Consider the following 14,413-nt stretch of genomic DNA (forward strand, 5'->3'; position numbering starts at 1 on the left):
CGCGCCGCCGCCCAAAGGGCGGCGGCGCGCGGGTCGCTTCAGGCAGGGCCTTAAGCGAAATACCTCTACAGATGTGAGGTCTGCGACCCTTTGGTCTAGCGTGGGATGTCAAATGCAGGCGCAGCCAGTTCAAATCCTTCAAACTGAAACCCGGGGCTGACGGTGCAGCTGACCAGGGTCCATTCGCCGGTTGTACGCGCCGCCTGCCAATGATCTTTGGGTACGATCACCTGCGGAGCGCCTTTGGCCAGATCCGGGGACAAAAGGATATCCTGGGCTGGGCCGTTCTCATCCGCGGCCAAGGACAGAACCAGAGGCGCTCCAGCGTGATAAAGCCATATTTCAACCGCATCTACCCGGTGCCAGTGGCTGCTCTCCCCGGCCTTGAGCAGGAAATAGATACATGTCCCGGAGGGGCGACCTTCGTTTTCTGCAACCCAAGTCTGGCGATACCAGCCGCCCTCGGGATGGCGGGTCAGGTCCAGTTTTGCGATAATCTCATCTGCGGTCATCTGGTGCTCCATTGCCTCTGGTATTCCTGCGTGCATTGCATATCTTTGCGCCATGACACTCACCATCCCATTTGACAACACTTTCGCAGGCCTTGATCCGGTCTTTTATTCAAAGCTTGCGCCGGAGCCGGTTGAGGCCCCGCGGCTGCGTGCCTTTAACGGTGTGCTTGCGCAACTCCTCAAGATCACAGCGGGTGATGCGGGGGAAATGGCGCGGGCCTTTGGCGGAAGTGATGTGCCCACCGGTGCAGACCCTTTGGCGCAGCTTTACAGTGGACATCAGTTTGGCACGTATAATCCGCAGCTAGGAGATGGGCGCGCGATCCTCTTGGGGGAGGTTGTCGGAATTGATGGTATCCGCCGCGACATCCAGCTCAAAGGGTCCGGTCGTACGCCGTTTTCACGTCAGGGGGACGGGCGCGCCTGGTTGGGGCCGGTCTTGCGGGAATATGTGGTATCCGAGGCAATGCACGCCCTGGGTATCCCCACTACCCGGGCCTTGGCGGCTGTTGAAACGGGTGAGACGGTGTGGCGGGATCGCGGCCTGCCCGGTGCGGTTCTAACGCGGGTGGCACAAAGTCATCTTCGGGTGGGGAGCTTTCAGATATTTGCTGTGCGTGGGCAGACCGACGCGCTGAAAGCTCTGACGCAATATGCCATTGATCGCCACTACCCGGAGGCCCAGGGCCCCATGGGACTGCTCAGGGCCGTGCGGGACCGTCAGGTGCAGCTGATTGCGGGGTGGATGGGCGTTGGCTTTATTCATGGGGTAATGAACACGGACAATTGCTCAATCGCGGGGGAAACTATCGACTATGGCCCTTGCGCTTTTATGGATGTGTTCCACCCGAACCAGGTGTTCTCGTCGATTGATCGCATGGGGCGCTATGCCTATGCGAATCAGCCGCAGATCATTGTCTGGAACCTTGCACAGCTGGCCACGGCACTGTTGCAACAGATGGACGACCCCGAAGCTGCCGTAGAGGAGGCAACAGAGATCGTCCATGCCATGCCGAAGCTCTTGCAAGATGCCTGGGTCGAAACCTTCCGCGCCAAAATCGGCCTTGCAACGGCAGAGGAGGGCGACCAAGCCCTGATCGCGAGCTTGCAGGACCGTATGACCGCAGGGCAAGCGGATTTCACCAATACATTCCGTGCGCTCTCTGATGGGGGGGCACGGGATCAGTTCTCAGAGCCCGAAGCCTTTGACCAATGGGAGGGCGAATGGCGCGCGCGTCTGGCGCGCGAAGCGGATCCCATTTCCGTCATGCAGGCCACCAATCCTGTTGTTGTCCCGCGCAATCACCGGATCGAGCAGATGATCACGGCAGCAGTCGAGGGGGACTTTGAACCATTTGACCGTCTGAACAGGGTGCTCTCGACTCCGTTCAACCTGCAGGACGAAGACAGGGATCTGACGCGGCCTCCGCTGGACACCGAAGTGGTCCAGGCCACGTTTTGCGGGACCTGAGAGGTCCCGCAGGCAGAGGATCAGCTGGGGCGGCGTCCGGGTGACGGCGCGCCATGTTTGGCCGGTTTCTTGGCCTTGTTGCGACGGCGGAACCCACCGGGTTTGCCGCCTGCTGGGGAACCTGCGTCCCCTTTGGGAGCTCCGCCAGGGCGACCTCCGCGACGCGGACCATCTCCACGACGCCCTTTGGCGGCGGAGGGATCCGGCATAGCTTCCCAGGGGCGGCCAGAGGCCACGGGGATGGTGATCTTCATGGTTTTCTGAATCGCCTTCAGCTCGTCCATCTCATCGGGAGCGCAGAAGGCAACCGCCTGACCGTCCTTGCCCGCACGTGCGGTCCGGCCAATGCGGTGTACATAGGCGTCCGGAACATTGGGGAGCTCATAGTTATAGACATATTTCACGTCCGGGATATCCAGACCCCGTGCTGCCACGTCGGTAGCCACCAGGAATTTGACTTCTCCGGATTTGAACGCCGCCAATGCGCGCTCACGCTGTCCCTGGCTTTTGTTGCCATGGATCGCCGCCGCCGAGAAGCCCGCCTTGTCCAGCGTCTTCATCAGACGTTCCATGCCATGTTTGGTGCGGCCAAAAATCAGCGTGCGCTCATCCTTGTGCTCTGCCAGCAGCTCTTTCAGCAGCGACAGTTTCTCGGCCTTGGCAATAAAGTGGATCGACTGGGTCACCTTGGCTGCGGGTTTGCCCGGCGGGGTGACTTCGATCCGGATAGGGCTGTCCAGATAAGTCGACGCGATCTCGTTCATCTGTTTGGGCATGGTGGCCGAGAACAGCATCGTCTGGCGTTCTTCGGGCAGAAGGGGGGCGATTTTCCGCAGCGCATGGATGAAGCCCATATCCAGCATCTGATCGGCTTCGTCCAGCACCAGGAAGTCACAGGATCCCAGGTCGATCGCATTCCGGTCCATAATGTCCAAAAGACGCCCGGGCGTTGCGACCACAATATCAGAGCCGCGCGACAGGCGGGTGATCTGAGGGTTGATCGACACACCACCCACAATCACGGTGACACGGACCGGCGTGCCCTCGGTGAGAGCTTTCAGGGTTTCCGAAATCTGGTTTACCAGCTCCCGTGTCGGTGCCAGGATCAACGCGCGCACGGTGCCCGCGGCCGGCTTGCGCCCGTACTCCAGCATCTGGGCGACCAGAGGAATGCCAAAGGCCGCGGTTTTCCCTGTGCCGGTTTGGGCCAGCCCCAGGACATCACGCCCCTGCAAAGCATGGGGAATGGCGCGCCCCTGAATGGGGGTCGGCGTGGTCAGCTCCATGGCTTCAAGACGTTTCAAAAGCTGCGGCGGCAGCTCCATTGCAGCAAAATCGCTCACTCGGTGATCCTTTCGCAGCCGCATGCGCCGTTCGGGCGGGGCTGCTGTCATGCGCGGAGAACCCGTTACAGGCGGTCCGCATACCAAAGAATATCAGTTGCTGGGCAAATGACTGTGGATAACCGGCTTGTCAACCGGCTATGGTCAATAAAAGCCGGTTTGCGGTTCCATTCATTTCCGTTAGAGACAGGACGCTCTAAGACTTTTGCAGTGAAAAGAGAGGACTGCGATGACATCGTCAATTATCACCCGTTGTGAGGCCAAAGGGTTGCGTATGACAGGTCAGCGCCGGGTGATTGCCCAAGTGTTGCAAGACAGCGCGGATCATCCCGATGTGGAAGAGCTGTACAAACGGGCGAGTACCATGGACGATGCGATCTCGATTGCAACGGTTTACCGCACTGTGAAACTGTTTGAAGAGGCAGGTATTCTGGAGCGCCTCGAATTCGGCGACGGGCGTGCGCGCTATGAAGATGCCGAACGCGATCACCACGACCATCTGATTGACCTGAACAGCGGTGAGGTGATCGAATTCTGTGATCCCGAGATTGAAGCGCTGCAGGAAAAGATCGCCGAGCGTCTGGGCTATGAGCTGCGCGGGCACAAGCTGGAACTTTATGGCGTGCCAAAGCGCAACAGCTAACCTCCCATCAAGAATGGTGATGCCTTGTCGCACGCCATATCATGACGGTTTGTCGCATATGAGCTTGCACCAAGCCGCGGATCCGATGTCAAGCATATGAGACGGTTCTCGGTTCGCGCCGTCTATGTGGGGGCAGATCACAGTGAATAATGTGAATGGCATTCTGTTGGTATTGCTCGCGATGGTGGGCTTTACCCTTGAGGATATGTTTATCAAGGCGTTGTCGGTGGGGCTTCCTGTTGGCCAGATCCTGATTCTTATTGCGGCGGGCAGCGCCACTGCCTTTGCAGTTCTGGCGCGTCTGCAGGGGCATGATCTGTTCGACCGTCGGGCCTGGACGCCGCTGTTTTTGGCACGGGCCGCTACCGAATCCCTGTCGGCCCTGTCTTATGGAACAGCTTTGTCTCTGGTGGATATTTCAACTGTTGCCGCCGTCTTTCAGGCGACGCCTCTTGTGATCACTATGGGCGCGGCTCTGTTTCTGGGAGAGCAGGTTGGCTGGCGCCGGTGGAGCGCCATTGTTGTGGGGTTTGCGGGGGTGATCATGATCATCCGTCCCGGTCTGCAGGGATTTCAGCCGTCTGCGTTGCTTGTTCTGATTGCCGTTCTTGGAGTGGCTGCCCGTGATCTGATGACCCGAAAGCTGGATCCCAATGTTCCTTCGACCGTGATCAGCTTCCAGGCCTTTGTCACTGTTGTGCCGGCGGGGGTGTTGCTGATGTGGTGGAACGGTGATGCCTGGACTGCGCCTGTTTCCACCGATTGGAGTATGATCGCAGCGGGCGTCCTTTTTGGGGTTTGCGGCTATTACGCCATTGTTATTGCAATGCGCATTGGCGATGCATCCGTGGTCACGCCGTTCCGGTATACGCGGCTTTTATTCTCCATTTTGGTGGGCGCTATCGTGTTTGGCGAGCGGCCCGACCTTTGGACGCTTGTGGGCTCTACTTTTGTTATTGGCTCAGGGCTTTACACCTTCTTACGAGAACGCCGCCTGCAACGGGCTGCGACCGCGATCAACGCATAAGCCGTTTGCCCTTTAATTTCAGACCGTTGGCGCAAACAGTTTAATTGTTAGCCCTAAACTGCGCATTTAAATGCCGTTAGCGATAACGAACATGGTTTACTTTTACAAACCGGCTGGTATGACGTCAGCACCCGTAAGTCACAGCCAGGGACAACAGTGATGAGCACCATTATCGATATTCACGCCCGTGAAATTCTGGACAGCCGCGGAAACCCGACTGTTGAAGTCGACGTTCTGCTGGAAGACGGCACCATGGGCCGCGCCGCAGTACCATCCGGCGCATCGACCGGTGCCTATGAGGCGGTCGAAAAACGCGATGGCGATAAGTCCCGTTACATGGGCAAAGGCGTTCTGGAAGCCGTTGCGGCGGTAAACGGCGAGATCGCGGAAGAGCTGGTTGGCTTTGACGCAACCGATCAGGTTGCGGTCGACCAGGCGATGATCGATCTGGACGGCACCGACAACAAAGGCCGCCTGGGCGCAAACGCGATCCTCGGCGTGTCGATGGCCGTTGCAAAAGCGGCTGCTGATTTCACCACCCAGCCTCTGTACCGCTATGTTGGTGGTACTTCGGCGCGGGTTCTGCCGGTTCCGATGATGAACATCATCAACGGTGGTGAGCATGCAGACAACCCGATCGACATTCAGGAATTCATGATCATGCCTGTTGCCGCGGAAAATATCCGTGATGCGGTGCGCATGGGCTCCGAAGTCTTCCACACCCTGAAAAAAGACCTGTCCGCCGCTGGCATGTCCACCGGTCTGGGTGACGAGGGTGGCTTTGCACCAGAGCTGGGGTCAACGCGTGACGCGCTGGATTTCATCCTGAAAGCGATCGAAAAAGCGGGCTACAAGCCGGGTGAGGAGATCTATCTCGCGCTCGATTGTGCGGCGACCGAATACTACAAGGACGGCAAATATGTCCTGTCCGGCGAAGGCAAGACCCTGACTTCGGATGAAAACGCGGCCTATCTCGCAGCCTTGGTCAACGACTACCCGATCATCTCTATCGAAGACGGCATGTCCGAAGATGATTGGGACGGCTGGAAGGCGCTGACCGATCAGATTGGTGACAAAGTCCAGCTGGTTGGCGACGATCTGTTTGTAACCAACCCGGCGCGTCTGGCTGAAGGGATCAAACGTGGCTGTGCGAACTCCATGCTGGTCAAAGTAAACCAGATCGGCTCTTTGACCGAGACGCTGAAAGCGGTCGATATGGCCCACCGTGCGCGTTACACCAATGTCATGTCGCACCGCTCTGGCGAGACCGAGGATGCAACCATCGCAGACCTCGCCGTTGCAACCAACTGTGGCCAGATCAAAACCGGCTCGCTGGCGCGTTCTGACCGGCTTGCAAAGTATAACCAGTTGATCCGTATTGAAGAAATGCTGGGCGAAGTGGCGGAATACGCAGGCCGCTCGATCCTGAAAGCCTAAACGCATCAACCTGATTGAATGCTGCAACGCCCCGCCATATGGTGGGGCGTTGTTTGTTTGAAAAGGGATTAATATGGGGCAGATGATGCAGGAACCCAGTTCTGAAAATGAATTTCAGGCCGAACATGCGCAACTTCTGACCAGCAGCTATGCCCGGCTGTTGGGGCGCGCGCTGTATCGTTATGCTGCTCCGCAGGCGCTGTATCATGCGCCATTCCCCATCCTGTCCCATAGCACCGACGATGATCCGGTGCTCACCTATGGTAACCTGGCCGCGCAAGAGCTGTGGCATATGAACTGGGCGCAGCTGGTAGGAATGCCGTCACGATTGACCGCAGAGCCACAACATCGCGATGCGCGCGCTGAGATGTTTGACCGTATGCGCGCGCAGGGCTTCATTGATGACTACTGTGGCATCCGCACCAGTGCCACAGGACAGAGGTTCGAAATCCAAAATGCGGTAATCTGGACGCTGATCGACGACACCGGACAAAAACGGGGGGAAGCTGCCAGTTTTTCCGACTACAGGTTGCTTTAAGGCTTACATGCGTTTTGTCTCGGCAGCAGAAGGACTATTTTTCGGGCCAGCCAGAATGCAAAGGGTCCAACCAGCATTGAAAGTCCAAAGGCCACTGGCATCGCGACGACAAAGCGCCCCATCCACATCCGGACCCACCCGTCGGCAAAGCCGCTGGGGATGGCAGTGAAAATGCCCGTCATCAGAAAGGCCATCATCAGGGCAATCAGAAACTGGCCAAGAAATATAACGCGTTTATCTGGCGCCATTTGAAACTCCGTATCTTTTATAGGGGGAGCCTTCGAAACATAACAGCATCCCCCAATGTCCTATTGGGTGCTGCTGCGGGTTCGGGCAAATGCCAGACTAACTCCTGGACAGGGGCCCAAGGGGCAGCCTGTCAGTGACCGGGATAACCTGACCGGTCCACGTTTTTCAGCTGTATATGAGCTAGCAATCCCGGCGTAATTGCGCAAGACCGCAGGTCAGATTGCACTTGAAACAAAGCCGAAAATTGCATCCTTCTGTAACGGGAGCGGGGGCACGCGGTGGTCAGGCACCTGACCTTGCAGCAAAATCTGACTTGAAGTGGAAAGAATACATGACGTTTCCTGATGGTATCACCGAGCTGCCCGCAGGCAAGCTGGCCGCTGTGGTAACGTATCTGCAGATGTTTGAACGCGCCGAGACGGGGGCAATTGCTCCGCCGGACGCGCTTTCCATCACGCGTCACGATCGTCCCAGTGCAGAGTGGTATGTCAAACTCTACCGGCTTGTCGGGGAGGACTATCTATGGTTCTCGCGTCTTCAATTGGACAAGCCACAGCTGGAGGCGCATCTGGCTCAGGACAGTGTGGAAGTCTGGTCCGTCCAAAAGGACGGCCGCGATCTGGGCCTGTTGGAACTGGAATGGCAAAACGATGGGGACTGCGAACTGTCGTTCTTTGGCCTCTCGGCAGAGCTGATCGGAAAAGGCGTTGGCCGCTGGTTGATGGCACACGCAATCGAACGAGCTTTTGCCCGCCAAATCACACGCTTTTACGTTCATACCTGTTCTCTGGACAGCGCTCAGGCTCTGTCTTTCTACATCAGATCCGGTTTCAAGCCCTACAGGCGTGCAATCGAAGTCATGGATGATCCTCGCATCACAGGCCTTATCGATCCAGAGAAAGCACAACACATACCCTTGGTCTGAGCGGTTGATTAAAATGACGTCATTATAGTCAAGACATCATGATCTTTTGGCGTCTTGTCAGGCTTTGAGTTGTTTTGTAACTTTTTTATGACATCGTGGTCCTTGAAGTGTTCATTGGCACAACAAGGAGCGCGAATTTCATGGGACACATGCGGCGGCTGTTTGGCTTTGGTGTATTGGGGTTAACGCTTGCGTTTGGGGGCCCGGCCGCAGCGGATTGGCGCATGGTTCAGGGCGGGATCAGGCTGGATGGTCCTTTGGATGAGGCCTTTCACGGTGCCTTTCTTCATTCCTTTTGGTCCGCAGCTTTGAACCTGGACCGGGGGCAAGCGATCGGGATCTGGCTGAACAGCTCTGGTGGAACCCTGGACGAGGCGCTGCGTGTTGGCCGGGTCATTCGCGATCTTCAGGATGGTGGGGCGCGTGTGGCCACATTGGTTGCGACAAACGGTCAATGTGATTTGCCGTGCCTGGTTATCTTTGCGCTCGGTCAGGAACGCTATGTGGGGGAGGGGGCGCACATCCACATTGATCTGGGTGCAATGCTAAAAGAGAATCCCGAACTGATGGACGGGCCGCTGATATCAATCCTGGCAGAGGCTGACGCGCAATTTGCAGCCTCGGTTCTGACAGGGCGCAGTCAGGCCCTCAGCGCAACAGAGCTGGCCGCCAATTTTCCAGAGTTTACCCGACGTCTGCAGTGAAGGTTCAACCGCCGGGTTTGGCCAGAACCTTTGTCATCAGAAAATACCGTTCACGGGGTTCAAACCGTGCGCGCCCGTAAAGACGCAGCGCGGTTTCATTCTCATAATCCACTTCCAGATGCAGCGCTTTTAATCCGACGTCGGCCAGCATCTTGGGCAGGTTTTGCAGCACTTCGGTTGCAATCCCGCGGCCGCGAACGGTTGGGCGGACGTATAGTTCATCCACGAACCCATCCATGCCGCCCAGTTCAACTGACCAGCCAAACGTTAGCACGATGTACCCTACGGGCGCACGGGGTGGACCGATCAGATAGACAGCACCATACGGGTGCCCGTGCAGAAGCGGTTCAATTGCTGTGCGCCGGTGCGCATCGTCGCTTTTGATCTCTGTTTCCGCATGGAAGGCCTCGACCAATTCCACCACCTTGTCCAGATGGGCCGGTTTGGCGAGGTGTAGTTGAGCGCTCATAGGTGCGCGATCCTTTCGGTGAGCATGTCAAAGAACCCGTCAGAGTCCACATCTCCCATAAACATGGCATTGGGCGCACGATCTGTCACCCGCCACCAATCTGCGACAGTCATCCCTAGTGTCAATTTGGACTCAGTCTCAATCTCCACGTTGATGTGACGCCCCTGGAACAACTCGGGTTTGAGGAGATAGGCAATCACACAAGGATCGTGCAGCGGGCCGCCGTCGGATCCGTATTTGGCGATGTCAAAGCGTTCAAAGAAATCAAGCATCTCGGCGGTGAAGGTACCAACCTTGCTGCCAATCGCGCGCAAAGCCTCCACGCGGGCGCGGGTCGCCAGCACCTTGTGGGTAACATCCAGCGGCATCACCACCAGAGGCACTCCAGATTTGAACACAGTTTCAGCGGCTTCCGGATCGACATAGATGTTAAATTCTGCTGCTGGGGTGATATTGCCGACCTCGAAATAGGCTCCGCCCATCATGACCAATTCCTTGACCTTGGGCACAATATCCGGGGCGCGTATGAAGGCCGTTGCAACATTGGTCAACGGTCCAAGCGTGCAGAGCGTCACGCTGCCCGCCGCTTCGCGCCGCAAAGTGTCGATTATGAAATCCACCCCATGTTGATCGGCCAGAGCCATGCTGGGCTCAAACAGCTCCGGTCCGTCCAACCCTGTTTTCCCATGCACATGTTCCGCCGTCACCAGCGAGCGGCGCATCGGCGCGTCGCAGCCGGCGTGGATCAGGACATCGGTTTTTCCCGCGACCTCACAGACAATTCGTGCGTTTTTCTGGGTCAAGGCAAGCGGGACGTTTCCGGCTACACAGGTGATCCCCAGCAGGTTGACTTCTGCCGGTGAGGCCAGCGCCAAAAGGATTGCAACCGCATCGTCCTGGCCTGGATCTGTGTCGATGATGATCTTTCGTGCGCTCATTGCCTGGTCCTTACCTTTTGGCCCGTTCATCCGCCTTTACCGCATCCCACAAGGCGTCCATCTCGGCCAGATCACTGTCGCTTGGCGACTTTCCACGCTCGGCCAGTTTTGCCTCGACCCCTTGGAAACGTCGGGTAAATTTAGCGTTGGCCTTGCGCAGAGCGGCTTCGGGCTCAACACCCAGATGACGGCCCAGATTGGCCATTACAAACAGCAGGTCACCAAATTCCTCCTCTACCTCATCCTGGGACAGATGATCGCGCGCTTCTACAAGTTCCGCTGATTCCTCAGCAATTTTTGCAATCACATTCTGTGCTGAAGGCCAGTCAAACCCGACCCGCGCCGCACGTTTTTGCAACTTATACGCCCGCAACAGGGCAGGCAGTCCGACGGCGACACCATCCAATGTGCCCTCTTGGTTTTTCTCGGCACGTTCGGCGGCCTTGATCGCTTCCCAATCGGCGGTCTGTTGTTCGGCGGATTTCTCCCGGCTCTCCTCGCCAAAGACATGTGGGTGACGGCTCACCATCTTGTTGGACATGGTTGTCACCACGTCCTGAAAAGTGAAATGCCCGGCCTCGGCTGCCATCTGCGCGTGAAACACGGATTGGAACAACAAATCGCCCAGCTCGCCTTTCAACTCTCCCCAGGCCTCCCGCTCAATCGCATCCGCAACTTCATAGGCCTCTTCAATGGTATAGGGCGCGATAGTTGCAAAATCCTGTTCGAGATCCCAAGGGCAACCAGTGTCCGGATCCCGCAAACAGCGCATGATTTCGAGCAGACGTTCAATTCCGGCACTTTCATCGTGGATGATCGGTTTGTCAGTCATTGCGGTTGCCCTTGTTCCAGTGTCACATGCATCAATCACCGAGTCGAATGCAGGAGTCCAGCCCATGCCCGTCGTGAACCGTGTTGCCGATTATGCCCGCGAGATGCAGGGATGGAGACAGCATCTGCACACAATTCCCGAATTGTCTTTGGAGCTGCCCAAAACCGCAGCATATGTGGCTGAAAGACTGCGCGAAATTGGCGTGGACGAGCTTTACGAGGGCATCGCCACCAGCGGCATGGTGGCCATTATCAACGGGCGCACCAAAGGTGAGACTATTGGCCTGCGCGCGGATATGGACGCTTTGCCGATCGAAGAGGAAACGGGCGTCGATTATGTCTCCACACATAAAGGCAATATGCATGCCTGCGGTCATGATGGTCACACCACAATGCTGTTGGGGGCCGCGAAATATCTGGCCGAGACGCGTAATTTCTCGGGGCGGGTGGCGTTGATTTTCCAACCGGCCGAAGAAACCGTGGGCGGGGCCCGTTACATGGTCGAAGAGGGCGTGCTGGAGCGGTTCGACATTTCGCAGATCTATGCGCTTCATACAGCTCCGGGGGTGCCTGCGGGGCATTTTATCGCCAGGCCGGGCCCGATTATGGCGGCCGCGGATGAGTTCTATATCTATATCAACGGTGTTGGGGGCCATGCAGCGTTGCCCCATGAAACCCGCGATCCGGTTGTTGCCGCCTGTGGCATCGCGCAGGCCATCCAGACTATCGTCAGTCGCAATCACTTTGCGCTCGATGATCTTGTGGTCTCGGTCACGCAGATCCACACAGGCAGCGCCGACAATATCGTGCCGGACACGGCATTTATCAACGGAACTGTGCGGTCTTTTGATCAAAATGCGCAGGCTGTTGTGATGCGCCGCATGGAGGAAATCGTGCGCGGTCAAGCGATCGCCTATGGGGTGGACGCGGAGCTGAAGTACCATGTCGGTTATCCGGCCACCGTGAATGACCCCAGCCGAACCGAGCTGGCGCTGGCCACCGCGCGCGAAGTTGTTGGCGACAGCCGTGTCGATGGTGACTGCGCGCCGCAAATGGGATCCGAGGATTTCAGCTATTTCCTGCAGTCCTGTCCCGGTGCCTATCTGTTCCTGGGGCAGGGGGATGGGCCCAGCGTTCATCACCCGAAATTCGACTTCAACGATGAGGTTGCGCCCATTGGCGCTTCATTCTTTGCCCGTCTGGTCGAGCGCCTCCAACCGGTGGGATGACAGAAGCGCGGGTATCGTATATTTGATCAAATATCAAAGCGCGACGCAGGGAGTATGTCATGGCACTGGAAGATGCAAAAAACCAGGTGGATGAGGCCTTCACCCGCGAAGACCTGAAGGGGCCGAGTTTTGAAAACACCTTTGGTGGGGCGATGTCCTTCTTGCGTCGGCGCTATACAAAGGACCTGCGCAAGGCGGATATTGCCGTAACCGGTGTGCCATTTGACCAGGCGGTGACCAACCGCCCGGGCACACGTCTTGGTCCCCGCGCGGTGCGCGAAGCCAGCGCCTTGCAAAGCCCCGATGCGCCCTATGGCTGGCCCTTTGACGTAATGGGAGAACTTGCCATTGTGGATTACGGCGATCTGGCGTTTGATTATGCCAATGTCGCAGCCTTCCCAGATGCGCTGACCGATCACATACGGGGTATCCTCGACACGGGCACGGCGTCGGTTGCCATCGGTGGCGATCACTATATCTCCTTTCCGATTCTCAAAGCCTATGCCGAACGCTATGGCCCCTTGTCGCTTTTGCAGTTTGATGCGCACAGCGACACCTGGCCGGATGATGATCTTGACCGCGTCGACCACGGCACCATGTTTTATAAAGCGGTGAAGCTGGGCCTGATTGATCCCAAGACCTCCGTCCAGGTGGGGATCCGCACCACCAATGCCGACACATTGGGGGTGAACATCATCGATGCCCCCACAGTGCATGAGATCGGCCCGGTGGAAACCGCGCGCCGGATCAAGGCGATTTTGGGGGACCGCCCGGTCTATCTGACCTTTGATATCGACGGTCTGGATCCTGCCTTTGCCCCCGGCACAGGCACACCGGTATGGGGTGGCTTGTCCTCTGCGCAAGCCGCGCGTATTTTGCGCGAAATTGCTGGCATCAACATCAAAGGTGGCGATATCGTGGAAGTCTCTCCGCCTTACGACACCTCTGGGGCTACAGCCATTGCCGGCGCTCATGTTGCAACCGAAATCATCTGCCTACTGGGCTGGAATATCTTAAAAAATGACACCAACCAATCAACCGATCAGCGGTAACGATCTTGCACGGTTCTCGGGGCCGAACACCTTCATGCGGCTGCCGCAAGCCACTTCGCTTGATGGGCTGGATGTGGGGTTCTTGGGGATCCCGATGGACATTGGCACATCTTGGCGCTCTGGCACCCGATTTGGCCCCAAGCAGATCCGCTCTGAGAGCGCGATGATCCGCCCTTACAATATGACCACCAAGGCGGCGCCGTTTGATTTTCTGAACGTGGCCGATATCGGGGATCTGGCGATCAATACGTTTTCACTGAAGGATTCGATGCGCATTGTTGAGGAAAGCTACGACGCGATCCTGTCCGGTGGCTGCACGCCGATGGCGATGGGAGGGGATCATTCCATCACCCTGCCGATCTTGCGGGCCATGGCTCGTAAATACGGGCCGATGGCGGTGATCCATGTGGATGCGCATGCGGATGTAAACAAGGACATGTTTGGGGAAAAGGAAACCCATGGCACTGTGTTCCGGCGCGCCTATGAAGAAGGTCTGGTTGTGCCCGACAAGGTCTACCAGATTGGTCTGCGCGGTACGGGATATTCAGCCGAAGACTTTGCTGAGGCAACCAGCTGGGGGTTTCAGCATTTCCCCGCAGCCGAACTGTGGGGGCGCTCTCTGGCGGGCATGGGCGCAGAAATCCGTCGCGACATTGGCACCCGACCGACCTATATTTCCTTTGATATCGACGGGCTTGACCCCTCGTTTGCGCCTGGCACCGGTACCCCGGAAATTGGCGGTCTGACGACCATGCAGGCTCTGGAACTCATCCGCTCACTGACAGGGGTCAGTATTGTGGGATGTGACATGGTCGAAGTGTCGCCGCCCTATGATACAAACGGCAACACTGCTCTGACGGCGGCAAACCTCCTTTATGAAATGCTCTGCATCTTGCCGGGAGTTGCGCGCAAATAAAGTCGCGCCTGCGCGGTATGACTGTTGTCTGATATCCGGAGACACATGCCGTGCGGGCAGTTTCCTTTTGGGTTCATTTGCGGAGCGAAAAGCAAAAATTAACTCATCTGAGGCTATTGATCAGGACGT

Annotated in this window: 16 protein-coding genes; 10 read left to right on the forward strand and 6 right to left on the reverse strand. The window is 57.3% G+C overall.

What is annotated here, in order from left to right; genetic code table 11:
- Positions 1-95: 95 nt before the first annotated feature.
- Positions 96-512 carry a cupin domain-containing protein gene (locus tag ACXAEW_RS13610; RefSeq protein WP_474941832.1) on the reverse strand — a complete coding sequence of 139 codons (417 nt, stop codon included), beginning with the start codon at positions 510-512 and terminating at the stop codon, positions 96-98.
- Between the two features lie 52 nt (positions 513-564).
- Here ACXAEW_RS13610 and ACXAEW_RS13615 point away from each other — a divergent pair, with 52 nt between their 5' ends.
- A complete protein-coding gene (locus ACXAEW_RS13615) occupies positions 565-1,983 on the forward strand; it encodes a protein adenylyltransferase SelO (RefSeq protein ID WP_474941833.1) in 1,419 nt (472 codons plus the stop codon).
- Between the two features lie 20 nt (positions 1,984-2,003).
- Here ACXAEW_RS13615 and ACXAEW_RS13620 read toward each other — a convergent pair whose 3' ends face one another.
- Positions 2,004-3,326, reverse strand: coding sequence for a DEAD/DEAH box helicase (locus ACXAEW_RS13620; protein WP_474941834.1), 1,323 nt, complete (start codon positions 3,324-3,326; stop codon positions 2,004-2,006).
- Between the two features lie 229 nt (positions 3,327-3,555).
- Between ACXAEW_RS13620 and ACXAEW_RS13625 the strand changes: the two genes are divergently transcribed.
- From ACXAEW_RS13625 to ACXAEW_RS13640, 4 genes are all read left to right on the forward strand, one after another.
- Positions 3,556-3,969 (forward strand): Fur family transcriptional regulator, encoded by a 414-nt coding sequence (locus tag ACXAEW_RS13625; RefSeq protein ID WP_474941835.1) that lies wholly within the window; start codon positions 3,556-3,558, stop codon positions 3,967-3,969.
- Positions 3,970-4,111: 142 nt separating this feature from the next.
- A complete protein-coding gene (locus ACXAEW_RS13630) occupies positions 4,112-4,996 on the forward strand; it encodes a DMT family transporter (RefSeq protein ID WP_474941836.1) in 885 nt (294 codons plus the stop codon).
- 159 nt (positions 4,997-5,155) lie between these two features.
- Positions 5,156-6,433: a phosphopyruvate hydratase gene (gene eno / locus ACXAEW_RS13635; RefSeq protein WP_474941837.1), complete on the forward strand. Its 1,278-nt coding sequence runs from the start codon at positions 5,156-5,158 to the stop codon at positions 6,431-6,433.
- A 73-nt stretch (positions 6,434-6,506) separates the two neighbouring features.
- Positions 6,507-6,971 carry an MEKHLA domain-containing protein gene (locus tag ACXAEW_RS13640; RefSeq protein ID WP_474941838.1) on the forward strand — a complete coding sequence of 155 codons (465 nt, stop codon included), beginning with the start codon at positions 6,507-6,509 and terminating at the stop codon, positions 6,969-6,971.
- Here the strand turns inward: ACXAEW_RS13640 and ACXAEW_RS13645 are convergent.
- Positions 6,968-7,219, reverse strand: a complete 252-nt coding sequence (locus ACXAEW_RS13645; RefSeq protein ID WP_474941839.1) for a DUF2798 domain-containing protein — start codon at positions 7,217-7,219, stop codon at positions 6,968-6,970. The two genes, ACXAEW_RS13640 and ACXAEW_RS13645, sit on opposite strands and share 4 nt — an antisense overlap.
- A gap of 332 nt (positions 7,220-7,551) precedes the next feature.
- Between ACXAEW_RS13645 and ACXAEW_RS13650 the strand changes: the two genes are divergently transcribed.
- Positions 7,552-8,145, forward strand: coding sequence for a GNAT family N-acetyltransferase (locus ACXAEW_RS13650; protein ID WP_474941840.1), 594 nt, complete (start codon positions 7,552-7,554; stop codon positions 8,143-8,145).
- Between the two features lie 140 nt (positions 8,146-8,285).
- The gene (locus ACXAEW_RS13655; protein ID WP_474941841.1) at positions 8,286-8,849 is read left to right on the forward strand and encodes a hypothetical protein; all 564 of its coding nucleotides are present in this window, start codon (positions 8,286-8,288) and stop codon (positions 8,847-8,849) included.
- 4 nt (positions 8,850-8,853) lie between these two features.
- On the opposite strand, the gene ACXAEW_RS13660 is transcribed toward ACXAEW_RS13655, so the two are convergent.
- From ACXAEW_RS13660 to mazG, 3 genes are read right to left on the reverse strand one after another with little or no spacing between them, the layout of a single operon-like run.
- On the reverse strand, positions 8,854-9,318 hold the full coding sequence (locus ACXAEW_RS13660; protein WP_474941842.1) for a GNAT family N-acetyltransferase: 465 nt from the start codon (positions 9,316-9,318) through the stop codon (positions 8,854-8,856).
- The gene (locus ACXAEW_RS13665; protein WP_474941843.1) at positions 9,315-10,256 is read right to left on the reverse strand and encodes a nucleoside hydrolase; all 942 of its coding nucleotides are present in this window, start codon (positions 10,254-10,256) and stop codon (positions 9,315-9,317) included. Before ACXAEW_RS13665 ends, ACXAEW_RS13660 begins: the two co-directional genes overlap by 4 nt.
- 10 nt (positions 10,257-10,266) lie before the next feature.
- Positions 10,267-11,088: a nucleoside triphosphate pyrophosphohydrolase gene (mazG, locus tag ACXAEW_RS13670; protein ID WP_474941844.1), complete on the reverse strand. Its 822-nt coding sequence runs from the start codon at positions 11,086-11,088 to the stop codon at positions 10,267-10,269.
- A 64-nt stretch (positions 11,089-11,152) separates the two neighbouring features.
- Here mazG and ACXAEW_RS13675 point away from each other — a divergent pair, with 64 nt between their 5' ends.
- Genes ACXAEW_RS13675 through speB (ACXAEW_RS13685) form a run of 3 tightly spaced genes read left to right on the forward strand, consistent with a single transcriptional unit; the run spans position 11,153 to position 14,284 of the window.
- Complete coding sequence (locus ACXAEW_RS13675; protein ID WP_474941845.1) at positions 11,153-12,316, forward strand: M20 aminoacylase family protein; 1,164 nt, start codon at positions 11,153-11,155, stop codon at positions 12,314-12,316.
- A gap of 59 nt (positions 12,317-12,375) precedes the next feature.
- Positions 12,376-13,368, forward strand: coding sequence for an agmatinase (gene speB, locus ACXAEW_RS13680; protein WP_474941846.1), 993 nt, complete (start codon positions 12,376-12,378; stop codon positions 13,366-13,368).
- Entirely contained in the window at positions 13,337-14,284 is a 948-nt protein-coding gene (speB, locus tag ACXAEW_RS13685) for an agmatinase (RefSeq protein ID WP_474941847.1), read from the forward strand. Before speB (ACXAEW_RS13680) ends, speB (ACXAEW_RS13685) begins: the two co-directional genes overlap by 32 nt.
- The last annotated feature ends 129 nt before the right edge of the window (positions 14,285-14,413 follow it).

It is taken from the genome of Epibacterium sp. ABZ3_068 (assembly GCF_056159265.1).

Excerpts from the sequence above, each read along its gene's own strand:
- ACXAEW_RS13660 (WP_474941842.1), bottom strand. The coding sequence starts at position 9,318 with ATGAGCGCTCAACTACACCTCGCCAAACCGGCCCATCTGGACAAGGTG.
- speB (WP_474941847.1), top strand. The coding sequence starts at position 13,337 with ATGACACCAACCAATCAACCGATCAGCGGTAACGATCTTGCACGGTTC.
- ACXAEW_RS13650 (WP_474941840.1), top strand. The coding sequence starts at position 7,552 with ATGACGTTTCCTGATGGTATCACCGAGCTGCCCGCAGGCAAGCTGGCC.
- ACXAEW_RS13665 (WP_474941843.1), bottom strand. The coding sequence starts at position 10,256 with ATGAGCGCACGAAAGATCATCATCGACACAGATCCAGGCCAGGACGAT.
- ACXAEW_RS13615 (WP_474941833.1), top strand. The coding sequence starts at position 565 with ATGACACTCACCATCCCATTTGACAACACTTTCGCAGGCCTTGATCCG.
- ACXAEW_RS13640 (WP_474941838.1), top strand. The coding sequence starts at position 6,507 with ATGGGGCAGATGATGCAGGAACCCAGTTCTGAAAATGAATTTCAGGCC.
- speB (WP_474941846.1), top strand. The coding sequence starts at position 12,376 with ATGGCACTGGAAGATGCAAAAAACCAGGTGGATGAGGCCTTCACCCGC.
- ACXAEW_RS13675 (WP_474941845.1), top strand. The coding sequence starts at position 11,153 with ATGCCCGTCGTGAACCGTGTTGCCGATTATGCCCGCGAGATGCAGGGA.
- ACXAEW_RS13655 (WP_474941841.1), top strand. The coding sequence starts at position 8,286 with ATGGGACACATGCGGCGGCTGTTTGGCTTTGGTGTATTGGGGTTAACG.
- ACXAEW_RS13610 (WP_474941832.1), bottom strand. The coding sequence starts at position 512 with ATGACCGCAGATGAGATTATCGCAAAACTGGACCTGACCCGCCATCCC.
- ACXAEW_RS13645 (WP_474941839.1), bottom strand. The coding sequence starts at position 7,219 with ATGGCGCCAGATAAACGCGTTATATTTCTTGGCCAGTTTCTGATTGCC.
- ACXAEW_RS13625 (WP_474941835.1), top strand. The coding sequence starts at position 3,556 with ATGACATCGTCAATTATCACCCGTTGTGAGGCCAAAGGGTTGCGTATG.
- eno (WP_474941837.1), top strand. The coding sequence starts at position 5,156 with ATGAGCACCATTATCGATATTCACGCCCGTGAAATTCTGGACAGCCGC.
- mazG (WP_474941844.1), bottom strand. The coding sequence starts at position 11,088 with ATGACTGACAAACCGATCATCCACGATGAAAGTGCCGGAATTGAACGT.